Source organism: Synechococcus sp. RS9902 (assembly GCF_014279635.1).
Taxonomy (GTDB): domain Bacteria; phylum Cyanobacteriota; class Cyanobacteriia; order PCC-6307; family Cyanobiaceae; genus Parasynechococcus.
This window is the reverse complement of the sequence record NZ_CP047949.1, coordinates 1650655-1665816: the sequence shown is the minus strand read 5'-3', so window position 1 is coordinate 1665816 and position 15162 is coordinate 1650655. Positions and strand designations below refer to the sequence as shown.

Sequence of the window (15162 nt, the reverse complement as noted above, 5' to 3'; positions counted from 1 at the left end):
CCATGCCTGCTGATCCTCTGTTGGAGCAGTACGGCCAGGGGGCGCGTCTCTGCCCCTGCGCCAATGACCAGATCACCTTGGTGTTCAGCCAGGAGTACCCCTTCGATCTGGTGGAACTCGAGCAGTTGCTGGAAGCGGTGGGCTGGAGCCGCCGGCCGATTCGCCGGGTGCGCAAAGCCCTCAGCCACAGCCTGCTCAAAGTTGGCCTCTGGCGGCACGACCCACGGGTGCCCCGTCTGGTGGGATTTGCGCGCTGCACCGGGGATGGTGTTTTCGAAGCCACCGTCTGGGACGTGGCCGTGCATCCCCTGTACCAGGGCAATGGTCTGGGCAAGCAGATGATGGCCTACATCCTCGAGGCCCTTGATCAGATGGGAACCGAGAGGGTCAGCCTGTTCGCCGATCCGGGCGTCGTCAGCTTCTACCAGGGCCAGGGCTGGGATCTCGAGCCCCAGGGCCATCGCTGTGCCTTCTGGTACGCCAACTGATCGGATCCTTCAGCGCCGGTAGAGCCGCAACAGCTGCTCCGTTGATCGCCCCTGCCGCCAAAGCCAGCGCAGCCGGGCATTGCGCCAGGCCTGCACCAGCACGCTTCGCTTCTGCCAGCGCTCTGCGCTGGTGAGCAGGGCACAGTTCAATGAACGGAGGGGAGCGACCTGGCTCAGGCGTTCCACCAGGTCCAGGTCTTCCATCAGCGCCAGGGGCCGGTAGCCGCCCACGCGCTCATACAGCTGGCGCTGAATCAACAGGCCCTGATCGCCGTAAGGGCGTTGCAGCCAACGGCTGCGCAGGTTCACCATCCGCTCCAGCAGCCACAGCATCGGCCGCCCATGCGCCTCCACCTTGAAGTCGAAGCACCAAGCGCTCAGGTGCGCCTCCGGCCTGTTCAGAATCGCTCCCACCTTGTGGTGCCAGGTGTCCGGCAAGCGGCTGTCGGCGTGCAGCACCAGCACCCAGGCATGGGAACTGTGGCCAACGCCCCAGCGCAGCTGTGGACCCCGCCCGACGCTGGGGCTGTCGAGCACGGTGGCGCCGGCCAGCTGAGCCACCGCCCGGGTGTGATCCCTGCTTCCGCCATCCGAGACGATCACCTCCAACTCCCCCGGCCATCGCTGCAGATCCGCCAGTAGCAGCGGCAGCCTGCTGGCTTCCTCCAGGGTTGGAATCACAACGCTCAGCCCTGCCATGGCCTCAGATCGCTCCAGTGATCCAGATCATTCCGTTGGGCCACGAGGGCCGATGAGAGCTGCCGCCTGCGCGCCGCCTCCAGCGTTGCCTCCAGCACCCTGGGGCCGCCCCAGGGAATGCCGATCAGCGGCCAGTGCTGCGGGCTGCGGATCAGGGATGCTCCGATCCCCAGCAGCCAGTAGCCCCCATCGGAGGCTGGCCCCAGCACCAGGTCATGCTGCTCCAACCGCTCAACGGCCTGCCTCAAGTCATCGGGATTGAGTTCGGGCAGATCCGTGCCGATCACGAGGCAGGGCCTGTTGTGGCGATGGCCGTGCATCAATTGCCGTCGCAATCGGGTGCCGAGTTGCCCCCTCCCCTGCAGCCGCACCTGCCTCAGCCCCAGCTGTTGCCCCCAGCGAGTGGCCGCACGGGGGCCGAGTCCGCTCACCGCCAGCACCGGCTCGATCTCGATCTCCATGGCCCCGGCGAGGCCCCGCACCACCGCAGCGGTGTGCTGCGTGAGCCACCGTTGGATCCTTGTGGCGCGTTCGCTGCTGTTGGCCAGGCCCAGCTCATGGTTGAGATCGCGGCTCAAGCGGCGTTTGCATCGGCCCGGTGATGGCCAGCGGGCCATCACAACGATCTGCACCATCTCAGTTGTTGCGGGGCAGTTCCCGCGGGCGCACCTGCACGATCAGCTCTTTCCCATTGCGTTGAAGGGTGAGCTGCATCGGTTCCCCCACCTGGCCGCGGTCCACGGCGAGTTGCACTTCGGTGGGGGTTTGAACGGGGTTGTTTTCCACCTTGAGGATCAGATCGCACTGGCGGATGCCGGCCGCAGCGGCCGGAGTGCCTTTCACCACCTCCTTCACCAACACGCCATTCAGCTCGGGCACCGTGCAGGCGCTGTTGGTGGCATTGATTTCCCGCGCCAGCTGCGGCGTGAGGTTCATCAGCTGCACGCCGATGAAGGGATGGGATGCCTGGCCGGTGCTGACGATCTGTTGCGCGATCCGCTTGGCCAGGTTGATCGGAACCGCAAAACTCAAGCCGCCACCTGGGGCCGTGCGGATCGCTGTATTGATGCCGATCACCTGACCGGCGGCATTGATCAACGGGCCGCCGCTGTTGCCGGGGTTCACCGCTGCATCGGTCTGGATGTAGGGAACCCGCTGGCCGTCACCGATCGCATTGAGGCGGCCGACGGCGCTGATGATGCCGGCCGTCACGGTGTTGTTCAGGCCGAAGGGATTGCCGATGGCAATGGCCCATTCCCCCGGCTTGAGCTGGTCGGAGTTGCCCAGGGCCGCCACCGGCAGGTTGTCGGCCACCACTTTCACCATCGCCACGTCGGTGAGGGGGTCGGTGCCGAGAACCTTGCCCTTGAAACTGCGTCCGTCCGGCAGGGTTACCGCCACCTGATCGGCACCACGGACCACGTGCTCATTGGTGAAGATCAGGCCGCTGGCCCGGGTGATGAAGCCGGAGCCCTGGCCCTGCTGCCGCTGGCTGGAGGGACCCATCCCAAAAATCCCTCCGAAGGGGTTGGAGATCTCCTTCACCACATCGATGCGCACCACCGCCGGACCGACGCGATCCACCGCCTTGACGATCACGTTGTCCCCCGGTTGCAGAGGCGCGCTGCGGGGCTGATCGTGCACCACCGGTGGCGCCGTCATCGCTGGCTTGGGGGTCAGACCCAGCTGGTCTCTCACCAGGCTGCAACCGGAGAGTGCGCTCCCGGCCAGGGCGATGGCGAGCCAATGCAGGGCGTTGGGCATCACGACGAGATGTGTGCTGATGCATTTAAGACGGCCTGAGCGGATCGGCATGCGTAGATTCAGCGCTCGGGCGATGGGCGGTTTTGGCGCAGACGGGCGAAGAGCTCTGGATCAAGGTGCGGGATGGGTTGCAGGCGAAGCTGAGCAAGCCCACCTTCGAGACCTTCATTCGCCCCACGGGTTGCAGCGGCTTTGCCAATGGAGAGCTGAAGCTTCTGGCCCCGAATCCCTTTGCCAGCGTTCGTCTGCGGGAGCAGCTGCTGCCCACGATCGCCGAGATGGCCAGCAGCATCAGCGGTCAGCCCGTCCAGGTGACGGTGCTGGCGGAAACCGCCTTGCCGCTGCCGGATGCCACCGATGAGGCCTCAGCCGCTGCAGATGCGGCGCCGCCTCCAGCGGCCCAGGAGTCGGCATCGGCTCCAGCGCGGAACGGCTCCCCACGCCGCTACCTGCCCGGGCTCAATCCCCGCTACGTGTTCGGCCGTTTTGTGGTCGGCCCCAACAGCCGGATGGCCCATGCGGCGGCTTTGGCTGTGGCTGAAGCACCGGGCCGGGAGTTCAACCCCCTGTTCATCTGCGGCGGTGTGGGCCTAGGCAAAACCCACCTGATGCAAGCCATTGGTCATTACCGGTTGGAAATCGACCCCGGGGCTCGGGTGGCCTATGTCTCCACCGAAACCTTCACCAATGACCTGATCCAGGCCATCCGCAAGGACGGCATGCAGGCCTTCCGCGATCGCTACCGCGCCGCCGATCTGATCCTGGTGGACGACATTCAATTCATCGAGGGCAAGGAGTACACCCAGGAGGAGTTCTTCCACACCTTCAATGCCCTGCATGAGGCAGGCCGTCAGGTGGTGATCGCCAGTGATCGTCCCCCCAGCCAGATTCCACGGTTGCAGCAGCGCCTGATCTCCCGGTTCCAGATGGGCCTGATCGCAGACATTCAGTCGCCTGACCTGGAGACACGCATGGCGATTCTTCAGAAGAAAGCGGAGCAGGAGCGCATGTCGCTGCCCCGTGATCTGATCCAGTACATCGCCGGTCGCTTCACCTCGAACATCCGCGAGTTGGAAGGTGCCCTGACCCGGGCTGTGGCCTTCGCCTCCATCACGGGGCTGCCGATGACCGTGGAATCCGTGGCACCGATGCTCGACCCCACGGGGCAGGGGGTGGAGGTCACGCCGCAACAGGTGATCGACAAGGTGTCTGAGGTGTTTGATGTCACGGCCGAGGAGATGTGCAGCAGCACCCGTCGCCGCGCCGTGAGCCAGGCCCGTCAGGTGGGGATGTACCTCATGCGCCAGGGCACCGACCTCAGCCTGCCGAGGATCGGCGACAACTTCGGCGGAAAAGACCACACCACGGTGATGTACGCGATCGAGCAGGTGGAGAAGAAACTGGCCTCCGACCCCCAGCTCGCCGGTCAGGTGCAGAAGGTGAAGGATCTGCTGCAGATCGATTCCCGCAAGAAGCGCTGATCAGCGGCAGGCTTTCTTGTCACCTTTCCAGCCCGGCATGTCCTGTGCAGCGGCTGAGCACACCAGCTGGCGGGCTGCTGCGAGTGCCGGCTCCAGGCGCCTGGAGCTGAAGGGGGGCAGGGGCCGGCTGCGCAGCCAGGCACCCCAACGAAACTCGTGATACGGGATCAGGGGCTGAGGCTTGATCCACCCCTCCTGCTTCAGCTTCCACACGAGGCTCCGGTAGGGATCGTCGTCCAGTCCCAGCAGGCTCGTGGGCAGCTGCTCGGCCGGGAGGGGGCCGTTGCCTCGTCCGTCGTAGAGGTAGAGCCAGCCCTGGTTGTGCAGATGGGCCAGCACAGCGTTTCGGTCGGCTGTTGGCAGCTCCTCCACCACGTAACCCCAGGTGGTTGCCACTGGATCAATGCCGATCAGGCCTCGCAGCCGGTGGTGCCGGTCCAGCATCCACATGGCGCCATCGGCAGATCGGATCAAAGGGACCGGTTTGCCGCGCAGGTAGTCAAGACGTTGCTGACGGGTGTCCTGGGCGAAATCTTTCTCGCGTGACCAGATCTCCGCCAGTCCCACACACCACTGGGTCGGCTGCAGCTTCGCCGCAGACACCTCAATCAGATCGGTCCCCCGATCGGGGGCTGGGATCGGTTGGTAAGCGGGCAGCCGCAGGGGCACGACTCAGCGTTGACGCCCCCGCACTATGACCCAATTAAGAAGGGTCGGGGATCCTGATCAAAGCGATCCCTCACCGGCAAGGGCTTGGCCTGCTCAGGGCCATCCAGCTGGGCGGTGGCTTCAAGGGCCTGACGCAGCAGTCGAGCAGCCGGGAGCGGCATATCCCTTGGCACCGAAATGCGATCGCGCAGATAGCGCAGCCCGGCGGCACTCCCCGCTGGAGGCGGGCAGGGGGTGTTGCGAACCAACCGGGTGAGGGCACAGCGCAGGGGCTGGTCAAAGGCTGCAGCACCCATGGGGTTCACCTCGCGCAGCCGTTGCTGGTGACGCAGCACCCGGCTCAGGGCGATGACGGCCTGATCGGCTTGATGGTCTACATCCCAGCAGGCTTCGTCCTCGCCGAGGCCATCACCTCGGTCGATCCGTTCGGCCAGGCGCTTTGCTTCCGCTCCATCGTCGGGCCAGCAGCCGCCCATCTGGGGCGGCAGGTCATGGGCATGGGTGTGGAAGTCGCTTTGGGTGCCGCGGTAGGTCTCCAGTTGCTCCAGGGCACGGAACCAGCGGTCAATGGCTGGATGCTCAGCCCTCAGCCGGTATCCCTTGTAGTAAGCCAGCGAGGCATTCATCCGTTCCACGTAGGGAACGAAAATCAGATCCACGGTCTGCGGCTCCGGGCCCCGCAGCCACGGTCCGTCCTCCCGGTTCAGCTCCCGTTCGAAGCGCCGGGCGATGTCTTGAAACTGCTCTCGGGCCAGAACCTGTTGCCTAGAACTCAGCCGTGGTGAACACAGCCAGATGCACCAGGCCTGAAACAGCAGCCGTTCAAGACGGCGCAGCTCCAGAGCTTCCGGCGCTGTCATCGCCATGCCCAGGGGGCCGAACTGCTGTTCGAGGGCCAACAGGATGTCGTCGCTTTCGGTGATCAGCTGCCCGTTGAGCTCCAGGGCCGGCAACATCCCTGAGGGCACTTTCACCAGGAACCACGGCTCCTTCGGGCCGTAGCAGCGCATGGTGACTTTGCGGATCCGGTAGGGGATGCGCTTGAACTCCAGCCACAGCCAGATTTTTTGGCAGTAGGGGCACCAGGCGTGGTGGTCGCGGTAAAGCGTGACCATCACGTTGGATTCAGGCTGTCCGAACAGGCGCAACGTGGCCTGGGCACTGGTCGGCCCTTCAATCCGATTCGGTTCCGGCATCGCCAGGCTGGCCAGGTCCGACCAGCTCAGGGGTTCAGCTGATTCCGATGAAAGGGGCATGCAGGATTGGCGCAAGCGTTGCCCGTCCATAGGACTGCCAGTCGCCCAGTTCATGCATCAGCGCCAGACAGTCCTGCTGGCGGCCCTGATCAGCCAACTGCTTCAGCCGCAGTTTCATGTCGTCGCTGGTGATCATCATCACGATCTCGCGGCGTTGCGATCGTTTGAGGCGCAGCTCAGGTTCAGGCGGCTGCCTGCGGCGCTTGGAAGAACGGTTCATGGTTTAAGGACGCGGTTGAAATACGACCGACTCGTCTTGGGCCTTTATGGCCACCTTCCCCGGACCATAACGCCATCTTTACGATGACGCCCGTCGTCTCGAGCACCCTTCTGTTATGGGCGCTGGTCTGGATTTGGATCTGGTTGTGCTCGGAGCAGGCTCCGGTGGGCTGGCTGCTGCGAAACGCGCGGCCCGTCATGGAGCCCGCGTCGCCATCGTGGAGGGCGATCGCGTTGGCGGCACCTGCGTGATCCGCGGCTGTGTTCCCAAAAAGCTTTTGGTGTACGGCGCCCAGGCCCGCCATCAACTGGCGGATGCCTCGGCCTACGGCCTTGAGATCGGTTGGGTGCGTTCGGATGTGCCTGATCTCCTGCGTCGGGTGCGTGCCGAGGTGGATCGGCTCAATGCCCTCCATCTCGGATTTCTGGAGAAGGCCGGTGTTCAGTTGATCTCCGGTTGGGGACGCTTCACGGCAGCAGATCGCATCGGCATCTCCGATCAACGCGGTGGGCCCGTGCGAGAGGAACTCTCGGCCCCGCGCTTTCTGGTGGCGGTTGGTGGCCGGCCGGCCCGGCCGGAGATTCCTGGGGTTGAACACACCTGGGTCAGCAACGACATGTTCCTGCTGGAGGATGTCCCCTCAGCCGTGGTGGTGGTGGGCGCAGGCTTCATTGCCTGCGAGTTCGCCTGCATCCTGCGGGGCCTTGGTGTTGCGGTCACCCAGGTGGTGCGTGGTCCGCGCTTGCTGCGCGGTTTTGATGCCGAACTGGCCGATGCCGTGCTGGTTGGCATGCGTGAGCAGGGCATCGAGGTGCTGTTGGAGCAGACGGTGGTGGCCGTGGAGGGAGAGCCCGGGGCGCTGACGGCGCGGCTGGGCAATGGTGAGTCTTTGGCTTGCGGGGGTGTGTTGATGGCCACCGGGCGTCGCCCCTGGCTTGCGGATCTTGGGTTGGATGCTGCCGGCGTAGCGATCGAGCACGGCCGCATCACGGTCGATGCCAACTCCTGCACCTCGGTTCCCCACATCCATGCCGTCGGCGATGTCACCGATCGGGTCAACCTCACGCCTGTGGCCATTGATGAAGGTCGTGCCTTCGCCGACAGCGTCTTCGGGTCGCGTCAGCGGCAGGTGAACCACGACCTCGTGGCCAGTGCCGTGTTCAGCGATCCAGAGCTGGCGACCGTAGGCCTCTCGGAAGAACAGGCCATCGAACGCCACGGCGTGGATGGTGTTGTTGTGCATCGCGCCCGCTTCCGGTCCATGGCGCGGGCCCTGCCCGCCTCCGGCCCCCGTTGTCTACTCAAGTTGGTGGTGGAGAAGGCCACCGATCGGGTGCTGGGCTGCCACATGGTGGGCGAGCATGCCGCGGAGATCATTCAGATGGCGGCGATTGCCGTGGGGATGGGCGCCACCAAGGCCGATTTCGATCGCACCATGGCGCTGCACCCCTCTGTGTCAGAGGAGTTCGTGACGATGTAGTCGACGGCGCCCCGTTAGCTCAGGTGATCGGCAAGCCGCAGCGCTAATGCAATCACCGTGAGGCCTGGGCCAACGCTCGGGCAGCTGGGAAAAATGCTGCTGTCGGCGATGTAGAGGTTCTCGAGCTCATGGCACTTGCCCTGGGGGTCCACCACGGAACTGGCGGCGTCTTGTCCCATCCGGCACGTGCCGCAGCCGAAGCCCACCACGCTCAGGGGGGCTTCCCCCCGGGCATGGGTGGGAGCCTTTAGCACCACCTTGGTGATCGGGTCGTTCTCCACCTCTTTAAGGGTGTCGATCCAGCGGTACACCAGCCGGTCGTGGGCCTCGCGGTTGTTGGCGATGTAGTTGATCCGGATCTGCTCGTTGTTCAGCCACACCTTGTTGTGGGGATCCGGACGCACCTCGGTCATGGCCCACCAGGCGACCGAGCGGGAGGCCAGGCGCTCCAATCCGAAGTCGGGGATGAGCTTGGTCACCAGCGAGAGCACCGGTGGTGACTCGGCAAACAGCGCGTCCTGCAGCACGCCGCCGGCGGCCTGAATGTGGCCTAGGGGAAAACTGACGTTCTTGTCTCCCCAGTAGTAGTCGTTGATTGCCAGGGAACGCCCGTAGCGGCCGCTGTTGCGTTCCGTGGCCAGCTGCAGGATCGAGGTGAGCTGCAGATTCATCAGGTTCCGCCCCACCTGATCCGATCCGTTGCTGATCCCCTTGGGATGGTGGGCATTGTCGGAGCGCATCAAGATTGCAGGGGTGTTGATTGCCCCCGCAGCGAGCACCACCACATCCGCACTGAACAGCCAGGCATCGCCGTTCACGTCTGCTTCCACAGCCCGGATGGCGCGGCCACTGGGATTCACGTGCAAACGCAACACCCGTGCGTTGTCACGCACGCTGAGCCGTTTGGGTTCACCCACCTGCAGCCCAAACAACTGGGCGTCACCACTGGGATCGTCAGCGTCCTCCGACCAACTGATCGGGATGTCGTAGGGCTGACAGCCCTGACGCTGCAGGGCACCGCGCAGGGGTTCGAGGAAGGGTTCGATGGGCTTGGGCGGTGCCATGAAATCTCCCTTGCGCCTGGGTTCGGTGGGATCAACCCCCGCCTTGCCATGCACCCGATACAGCTGTTCGGCCTGTTGGTAGTAGGGCTCCAGCTCGGCGTAATCCAGGGGCCATGCCGGTGAGATGCCGTCTTGAAGGGCCACCTCCTCAAAATCCTTTTCACGCATTCGTTCCAGCACCGCGCCCCAGATCTTGGTGTTGCCACCGCGGGCGTAGGTGGTTTGCGGGGCAAAGGGATCGCCGTCGGGGCCGAACCAGCGTTCGCCCTTGGGGTGGTAGCGATCCTTGCGGAACAGATCCACGTCGGCGACGTTCTGGTCTTCGAGGGCCATCGCTCCGCCGCGTTCCAGCACCAGCACGCTCTTGCCCTTGCAGCTCAGGGCGCCCGCCAGGGTTCCCCCTCCGGCGCCGCTGCCGATCACGATCACGTCGTAGTGGTTGTCGTCGATGATCATGGAATTACTGCCACACGTAGATCAGAAGGAAAAGAAGGATCCAGATCACATCAACGAAGTGCCAGAACAGGCTCACCGCAGCAACGCCCATCTCGCCTTTGTCGTAGTTCCCGGGAACAAACGAACGCGCCAACATCAGGCCCATCAACAGGACGCCGGTGATCACGTGAAGGCCATGAAAGCCGGTGAGCAGATAGAACATCCCGCCGAACACACCGCTGCTGAGGCTGAAGCTGAGTTCCGACCATTCGACGTATTGGCCGTAAACGAAATAGGAGCCCATCACCATGGTGAGCAGCCACACCGCCCGGAAGCCCCAGAGGTTGCCCTTGTGCAGATAGCGCTCAGCGAAATAGGCCACAAAGCTGGAGCTCACCAGCACAACGCTGTTGATCAGCGGCATGCGCACCTCCAGCCTTTCGACGCCATCCGGTAGCCATTGGGGGGATGTGAGCTTGAGCACGGCGTAGCCGGCAAAGAAGGCCAGAAAAATGACGCTCTCGGAGCAGAGGAAGATCACGAAACCGGTCATGTTGTGACCGTCGTGCTTCACATGGCCCGGGGTGTGATTCAGCTGCAGATCGGGATTGACGCTGGTCATCGGCTCAGGCCTCCTGGGAACGGCGCACGTAGAACTCCTCGTCCTCAACGAGGGGGTGCCCCAGGCCGTAGCCGTAGGGCTCGCTGATCACGGTGGGGATGTCGTCCTCGAAGTTTTCAGCCGGTGGTGGCGAGGGCAGCAGCCACTCCAGGCCGATGGCCCGCCAGGGATTGGGGGGAGCCTGAGGCCCCCGGGCCCAGGAGCTCACCATGTTGAGAATGAAAGGGATCGAGGCGACGCCGAGCATGAAGGCGCCGATACTGGCGATCACATTCCAGATGGCGAATTCCGGGTCATAGGAGGCAACCCGGCGCGGCATCCCCAGCAACCCAGCCCAATGCAAGGGCAACCAGTTGAGGGTGGCGCCGATGAAGGTGAGTGCGAAGTGCACCTTGCCAAGACCCTCGTAATACATGCGGCCGGTGAATTTGGGGAACCAGTGGTAGATCCCGGCGAACACACCGAAGCCGATCGTGTTGAAGATCACGTAGTGGAAGTGGGCCACCACGAAGTAGGTGTTTCCCACGTGCACGTCGATGGGTACGGTGGCCAGCATCACGCCAGTGATGCCGGCGAAGATGAAGTTGAACAGGCCACCGAGGCAGAACAGCATCGGGGTGCTGAGGCGGAGATTGCCTTTCCACAGGGTTCCCAGCCAGGCGAACACTTTCACGCCGGTGGGAACGGCGATCAGCATCGTGGTGGCCATGAACAGATTGCGCATCCACATCGGTGTGCCCGAATAGAACATGTGGTGCACCCACACGATCAGGCTGAGGAAGGTGATGCCGAAGGAGGCGATCGCCACAAAGCGATAGCCGAACAGGGGTTTGCGGGCATAAACCGGGAACAGCTCGGAGAAGATGCCGAACACTGGCAACACCAGCACGTACACGGCTGGGTGCGAATAGAACCAGAAGAAGTGCTGAAACAGCACGGGATCACCGCCCCCTTCAGGCCTGAAAAAGCTGGTGCCGAAGCTGAGGTCGAACAGCAGCATCACCGCACCACCGGTCAGAGCGGGCAGGCCGACAAGCTGGATGGTCTGAGCGGCCCAGGCGGTCCACACGAAGATCGGCATCTTGAAGAAGCCCATGCCGGGAGCCCGCATCCGGATGATCGTCGTCACGAAATTGACGGCGCCCATGATCGAGGAGATCCCGGAAAGAGCCACCGCAAGAATCCAGAGAAACTGGCCGTTGATGAAGTGGTTCAGGGGGTTCTGCAGGCTCATCGGTGGGTAGGACCACCACCCCGATGACGCCGGCCCCCCGGGGGCGAAGAAACTCCCCATCAACACCACCGCGAACAGCGGCACCAACCAGAAGGCGGCCGCATTCAGCTTGGGGAACGCCATGTCCGGAGCACCGATCATCGTGGGGATCAACAGGTTGTTGAAGCCGTTGAGGATCGGGAATAGGAACAGGAACAGCATCACTGTTCCATGCATGGTGTAGAGGCCGTTGTAAACACTCGGATCCACCAGATCCGCCGGCGGTGTGATCAGTTCTCCGCGCACGATCATCGCCAGCAATCCCCCCACCAGCAGGAAGAAGAGCGAGGTGGCGATGTACTGAATCCCGATCACCTTGGCATCGGTGTTGAAGCTGAAGAAGCGCTTCCAGTTGTCCGGGGCACCGGGGACAGGGTGCGGCGCCTTGAGGATGCGTGGGTCGTAGTTGGTGGTGGTCATGGCTCAGGCGTCGTGCGGGATGGAGGGATCTCCGGGGTCGTTCACCATCGGGGCGGGAGCCGGTGGCACCGTGGCCCAGCCTTTGTCACCACGGGCGATGCGGCGGTCGTAAAGCGTGCGGCCGGGGTCTAGGCCGGGTTGCAGGGCTTGCTTGGCCGAACGCTTCAGCCAATCGGAGTAGGCCTGCTCCGATTCGACGATCACGTTCGATTGATTCACCGACATGTAGGCGCCACTGAACATGGCGTCGCGCAGGCGGAAGCGTCCCTCTCGGGTGGGCGTGAGGCTGTAGGAGATCAGGCTGCCGGGAACGATGTCCTGCTTCAGCCGGAAGGCCGGCACATAGAAGCTGTGAATCACGTCCTCGGATTGCAGCTGAAGGTTGACCCTTTGATCGATGGGGAGGTGCAGTTCTGAACTGCGAACGCCATCGGGATATCTGAATTCCCAGCTCCATTGCCGCGCAATCACCTGGATGGGTCCCACCTGCGCCATGGGATCGGCCGAGAGCAGTGCGCTGGTGTCGGCACCGATGGCGTACTTCTGCTTCGGCCCCAGGGCGTTCAGGGTGTCGTTCACCTTCATGGATGTGAAGGCGATGGCGAACACCAGCAGCAGTGGGATCACGGTCCAGATGATCTCCAATTTGGTGTTGCCCTCAATCGGTGCTCCGTCGCTTTCGTCGTATTTGCCGGCCCGGTTGAACAGCAGCACCCAGCCCATCACGCCGGTGCAGCCGAGGAAGATGAAGGAGCCGATGCCGGTTTCCAGGGCGAACAGATCGTCGACGTACGCCGCTGCGCTGGAGGCCTGCGGCGGGAACCAGCTGTAGGACCATGTCGCCATCGCCTTGGCGATCACCAGATTGATGGCTACCGCGATGCCAATGATCACGATGGCGCCGAGGTTCGGGCCGCTCTTGGGGGCTGTGCTGGTCATGGCAAGGCCTCCTGCAGATCGGCGCCAGCGGCCAGCAACTGGTCTGCGGTGATGTGCACGCCGAAGTCACTGGCCAGCCAGGCGCCCAGGCTTCCGTGCAGCCCCATCACCAGCAGCATGCCGATGCCGCAGAGCAGATACAGCCAGCTCACTTGACGGCCCAGGTCCTTGCGCCAGACAAAGCGTTGGTAACCACGCCAGATCGTCATGGCCACGATCACCAGCAGGATCGCGACGCCACCGATGGCATGCCAGAGCATCGTGTCGATGGCGGTCTGGCCGAGAATGCTGCGGATGCCTGGCAACGGCACTGCCAGCAGCATTTCGTAGAACCCCGCGGCCACGGTGAAAAAGCTGATGCCGCTGCAGGCAACGAGGTTGTACCAGCCCACGTCGTGGAAGCCGCTACGGGTCACCGGCAGAGCCAAGTAGCGGAACACCCGTTTCTCCAGCGGGTAGAACGCACCGGCCACGTCGAAGGCGATGGCGATCGCAAACAGGCCGATGGTTAGGTGCACCAGGTTGGGGTGCAGTGGAATCGCGTAGGGAAGATTGTTGGCGCCGAGGGAGTCGGCGATGTCGTTGATCGGCGATGCGATCGCGGCGAAGTGGGTCACGACACCACCCCCTGACGGATGGCTTCCACCACGGGGACTGTGTGCAGTCCGTAAACCCAGACCAGTTTGTCGCCGAGATACACCTGCGTAATCACAAGCCCCGCCAGCACCACATCAAGGGCCAGAAAGCCCCTGGGCAGGTTCGCCGGATCCTTCTGCCGGGCGACGTAGCGCCAGCCCGTGAGCAGGGCCAGCACGCCGGCCAGGGACCAACCGATGGTGCTGTGAATGTTGAGGATGTCCCGCGAGGCGCCGTAGGGATTGGCCAGACCGGCCTCCACCTGGCCGAAGATGATCGCCACAAAAATCGCCACCGTTGCGACGATCAGGTTCCAGAAGCTGACTTCAAACAGGTTCTTTTTCCTGCTGACAACACCAATCACGTCGAACACCACCGTGATCAGCGCCATGGCGATCACGAAGTGAACGACGATCGGATGGATGACGTCGAGCCAGGGAAGATTTTTGTCGTTGAGCGGTGGAAGCAGCTCAAGCATCGGCAAGCCGATCGACACCCATAAAGGATGACCACGGTGGATCAAACGGTCATCACCGGATGTGCAATTACAACTCCATTCGTCTCATCACGGGCTGCAGCCGCGATGCCGCTAAGTCTTGGTGCGCCAGAACACCAACGCCTGGGTCATGATCACGATCATCACCACCGGCAGCACAAAACAGAGCATCAACAGCCGGAACTCATCTGACCAACTGGCGAGGCTTGTTCTGGGAAGAACGTTGTCAACGATGTAGAGGATGTACAAACCAACCAGCAGTCCACCCTCCAGTCGGCTGATCCGTCCGCGCGTCCAGAAGATCGGCAGGCAAGCCAGGCTGGTGAGCAACATCACGGGCAGATCGTCCTGAATCAACTCGGGACTGACAGCAAGGCCGCGGCCAGCGGCAGCCAAGGCGCCACCGCCCAGCACCAGCAGCAGGTTCAACAGGCAGCTGCCCACCACGTTGCCGATCGCCAGATCGGTGCGCCCGCGCAGGGCGGCCACCAGGGAGGTGATCAATTCCGGCATCGACGTTCCAGCGGAAACGATCGTCAGACCGATCACCGCTTCACTCACCCCTAAATAGATGGCGGCAGCGGTGGCGCCGCTCACCAGCACCCGCGATCCGATGGTGAGGATGCCGATGCCTGAGATCAGTCGCAGGACGGCCAGGGTCCATCCGCCGCTCGCTGCGTCCTCTTCGATCTCGGGTTCAGCGCTGCCGCTGTCGTCCGGTTCTTCACGGGCGGTGCGGATCTCCCAGACGGTGTTGATCGCAAGCCCCAACAGCAAGGCCAGGCCCGCTTGCCAGGTCACCCGTCCTGCGGAGGCCATCCCCCAGACCGCCGCCGAGATGGCAATCATCAGAGGCACATCTCGCCTCACCAGGCGGCTTTCAACCCGCAGGGGCAGCACGAGGGCGCTGCTGCCCAGCACCACCATCACGTTGAAGATGTTGCTGCCCACCACATTGCTCACGGCGAGGGCGTCAGCTCCCTGCAGCACCGAACTCAGACTCACGAACAGTTCCGGGGCGCTGGTGCCCAGCGACACCACCGTGAGGCCGATCACGAGCTGGGGAATGCCGAAGATCACCGCCATGGCGACGGACCCCTGAACGAACAGTTCCCCGCCACCGAAGAGCAGTCCGATGCCCAGGAGCACTTGGATCGAGGCCTGCAGAAATTCAGGCATGGGGCGAGCTCAGCTGTACGGGGATTGTGCTTTGAAGCGAA

Annotated in this window: 16 protein-coding genes; 3 read left to right on the top strand and 13 right to left on the bottom strand. The window is 63.5% G+C overall.

Annotation, left to right across the window (positions count from 1 at the left end; all coding sequences use genetic code 11):
- Positions 1–2: 2 nt before the first annotated feature.
- The gene (locus tag SynRS9902_RS09285; protein WP_115009240.1) at positions 3–488 is read left to right on the top strand and encodes a GNAT family N-acetyltransferase; all 486 of its coding nucleotides are present in this window, start codon (positions 3–5) and stop codon (positions 486–488) included.
- A 9-nt stretch (positions 489–497) separates the two neighbouring features.
- Here the strand turns inward: SynRS9902_RS09285 and SynRS9902_RS09280 are convergent, their stop codons facing one another.
- The 3 genes from SynRS9902_RS09280 to SynRS9902_RS09270 are packed head-to-tail and all read right to left on the bottom strand — an operon-like array spanning position 498 to position 2951.
- Positions 498–1187 (bottom strand): TIGR04283 family arsenosugar biosynthesis glycosyltransferase, encoded by a 690-nt coding sequence (locus SynRS9902_RS09280; RefSeq protein WP_186508913.1) that lies wholly within the window; start codon positions 1185–1187, stop codon positions 498–500.
- A complete protein-coding gene (locus tag SynRS9902_RS09275; RefSeq protein WP_255446087.1) occupies positions 1175–1822 on the bottom strand; it encodes a TIGR04282 family arsenosugar biosynthesis glycosyltransferase in 648 nt (215 codons plus the stop codon). Before SynRS9902_RS09275 ends, SynRS9902_RS09280 begins: the two co-directional genes overlap by 13 nt.
- A gap of 1 nt (position 1823) precedes the next feature.
- A complete protein-coding gene (locus SynRS9902_RS09270; RefSeq protein WP_255446086.1) occupies positions 1824–2951 on the bottom strand; it encodes a trypsin-like peptidase domain-containing protein in 1128 nt (375 codons plus the stop codon).
- Between the two features lie 83 nt (positions 2952–3034).
- Here SynRS9902_RS09270 and dnaA point away from each other — a divergent pair, with 83 nt between their 5' ends.
- Positions 3035–4432, top strand: coding sequence for a chromosomal replication initiator protein DnaA (gene dnaA, locus SynRS9902_RS09265; RefSeq protein ID WP_115160728.1), 1398 nt, complete (start codon positions 3035–3037; stop codon positions 4430–4432).
- On the opposite strand, the gene SynRS9902_RS09260 is transcribed toward dnaA, so the two are convergent.
- Genes SynRS9902_RS09260 through SynRS9902_RS09250 form a run of 3 tightly spaced genes read right to left on the bottom strand, consistent with a single transcriptional unit; the run spans position 4433 to position 6577 of the window.
- Positions 4433–5101: a ParB-like protein gene (locus tag SynRS9902_RS09260; RefSeq protein WP_186508911.1), complete on the bottom strand. Its 669-nt coding sequence runs from the start codon at positions 5099–5101 to the stop codon at positions 4433–4435.
- Between the two features lie 23 nt (positions 5102–5124).
- Positions 5125–6357, bottom strand: a complete 1233-nt coding sequence (locus tag SynRS9902_RS09255) for a glutathione S-transferase family protein (protein WP_186508910.1) — start codon at positions 6355–6357, stop codon at positions 5125–5127.
- On the bottom strand, positions 6332–6577 hold the full coding sequence (locus SynRS9902_RS09250) for a hypothetical protein (RefSeq protein ID WP_041434546.1): 246 nt from the start codon (positions 6575–6577) through the stop codon (positions 6332–6334). The genes SynRS9902_RS09255 and SynRS9902_RS09250 overlap by 26 nt, the downstream gene beginning before the upstream one ends.
- Before the next feature lie 115 nt (positions 6578–6692).
- On the opposite strand from SynRS9902_RS09250, the gene gorA reads away from it, so the two are divergent.
- On the top strand, positions 6693–8057 hold the full coding sequence (gorA, locus tag SynRS9902_RS09245; protein WP_186508909.1) for a glutathione-disulfide reductase: 1365 nt from the start codon (positions 6693–6695) through the stop codon (positions 8055–8057).
- A gap of 14 nt (positions 8058–8071) precedes the next feature.
- Here gorA and SynRS9902_RS09240 read toward each other — a convergent pair whose 3' ends face one another.
- From SynRS9902_RS09240 to SynRS9902_RS09210, 7 genes are all read right to left on the bottom strand, one after another.
- On the bottom strand, positions 8072–9577 hold the full coding sequence (locus tag SynRS9902_RS09240; protein ID WP_186508908.1) for a GMC oxidoreductase: 1506 nt from the start codon (positions 9575–9577) through the stop codon (positions 8072–8074).
- Between the two features lie 4 nt (positions 9578–9581).
- Positions 9582–10178: a heme-copper oxidase subunit III gene (locus tag SynRS9902_RS09235; RefSeq protein WP_186508907.1), complete on the bottom strand. Its 597-nt coding sequence runs from the start codon at positions 10176–10178 to the stop codon at positions 9582–9584.
- 4 nt (positions 10179–10182) lie between these two features.
- A complete protein-coding gene (locus SynRS9902_RS09230) occupies positions 10183–11871 on the bottom strand; it encodes a cbb3-type cytochrome c oxidase subunit I (RefSeq protein WP_186508906.1) in 1689 nt (562 codons plus the stop codon).
- 3 nt (positions 11872–11874) lie between these two features.
- Positions 11875–12810, bottom strand: coding sequence for a cytochrome c oxidase subunit II (locus SynRS9902_RS09225; RefSeq protein ID WP_186508905.1), 936 nt, complete (start codon positions 12808–12810; stop codon positions 11875–11877).
- Complete coding sequence (locus tag SynRS9902_RS09220; protein WP_115082052.1) at positions 12807–13427, bottom strand: DUF2231 domain-containing protein; 621 nt, start codon at positions 13425–13427, stop codon at positions 12807–12809. Before SynRS9902_RS09220 ends, SynRS9902_RS09225 begins: the two co-directional genes overlap by 4 nt.
- Positions 13424–13924, bottom strand: coding sequence for a DUF2231 domain-containing protein (locus SynRS9902_RS09215; protein WP_115082463.1), 501 nt, complete (start codon positions 13922–13924; stop codon positions 13424–13426). Before SynRS9902_RS09215 ends, SynRS9902_RS09220 begins: the two co-directional genes overlap by 4 nt.
- Positions 13925–14035: 111 nt before the next feature.
- Positions 14036–15121, bottom strand: coding sequence for a calcium/sodium antiporter (locus SynRS9902_RS09210; RefSeq protein WP_186508904.1), 1086 nt, complete (start codon positions 15119–15121; stop codon positions 14036–14038).
- Positions 15122–15162 lie beyond the last annotated feature (41 nt).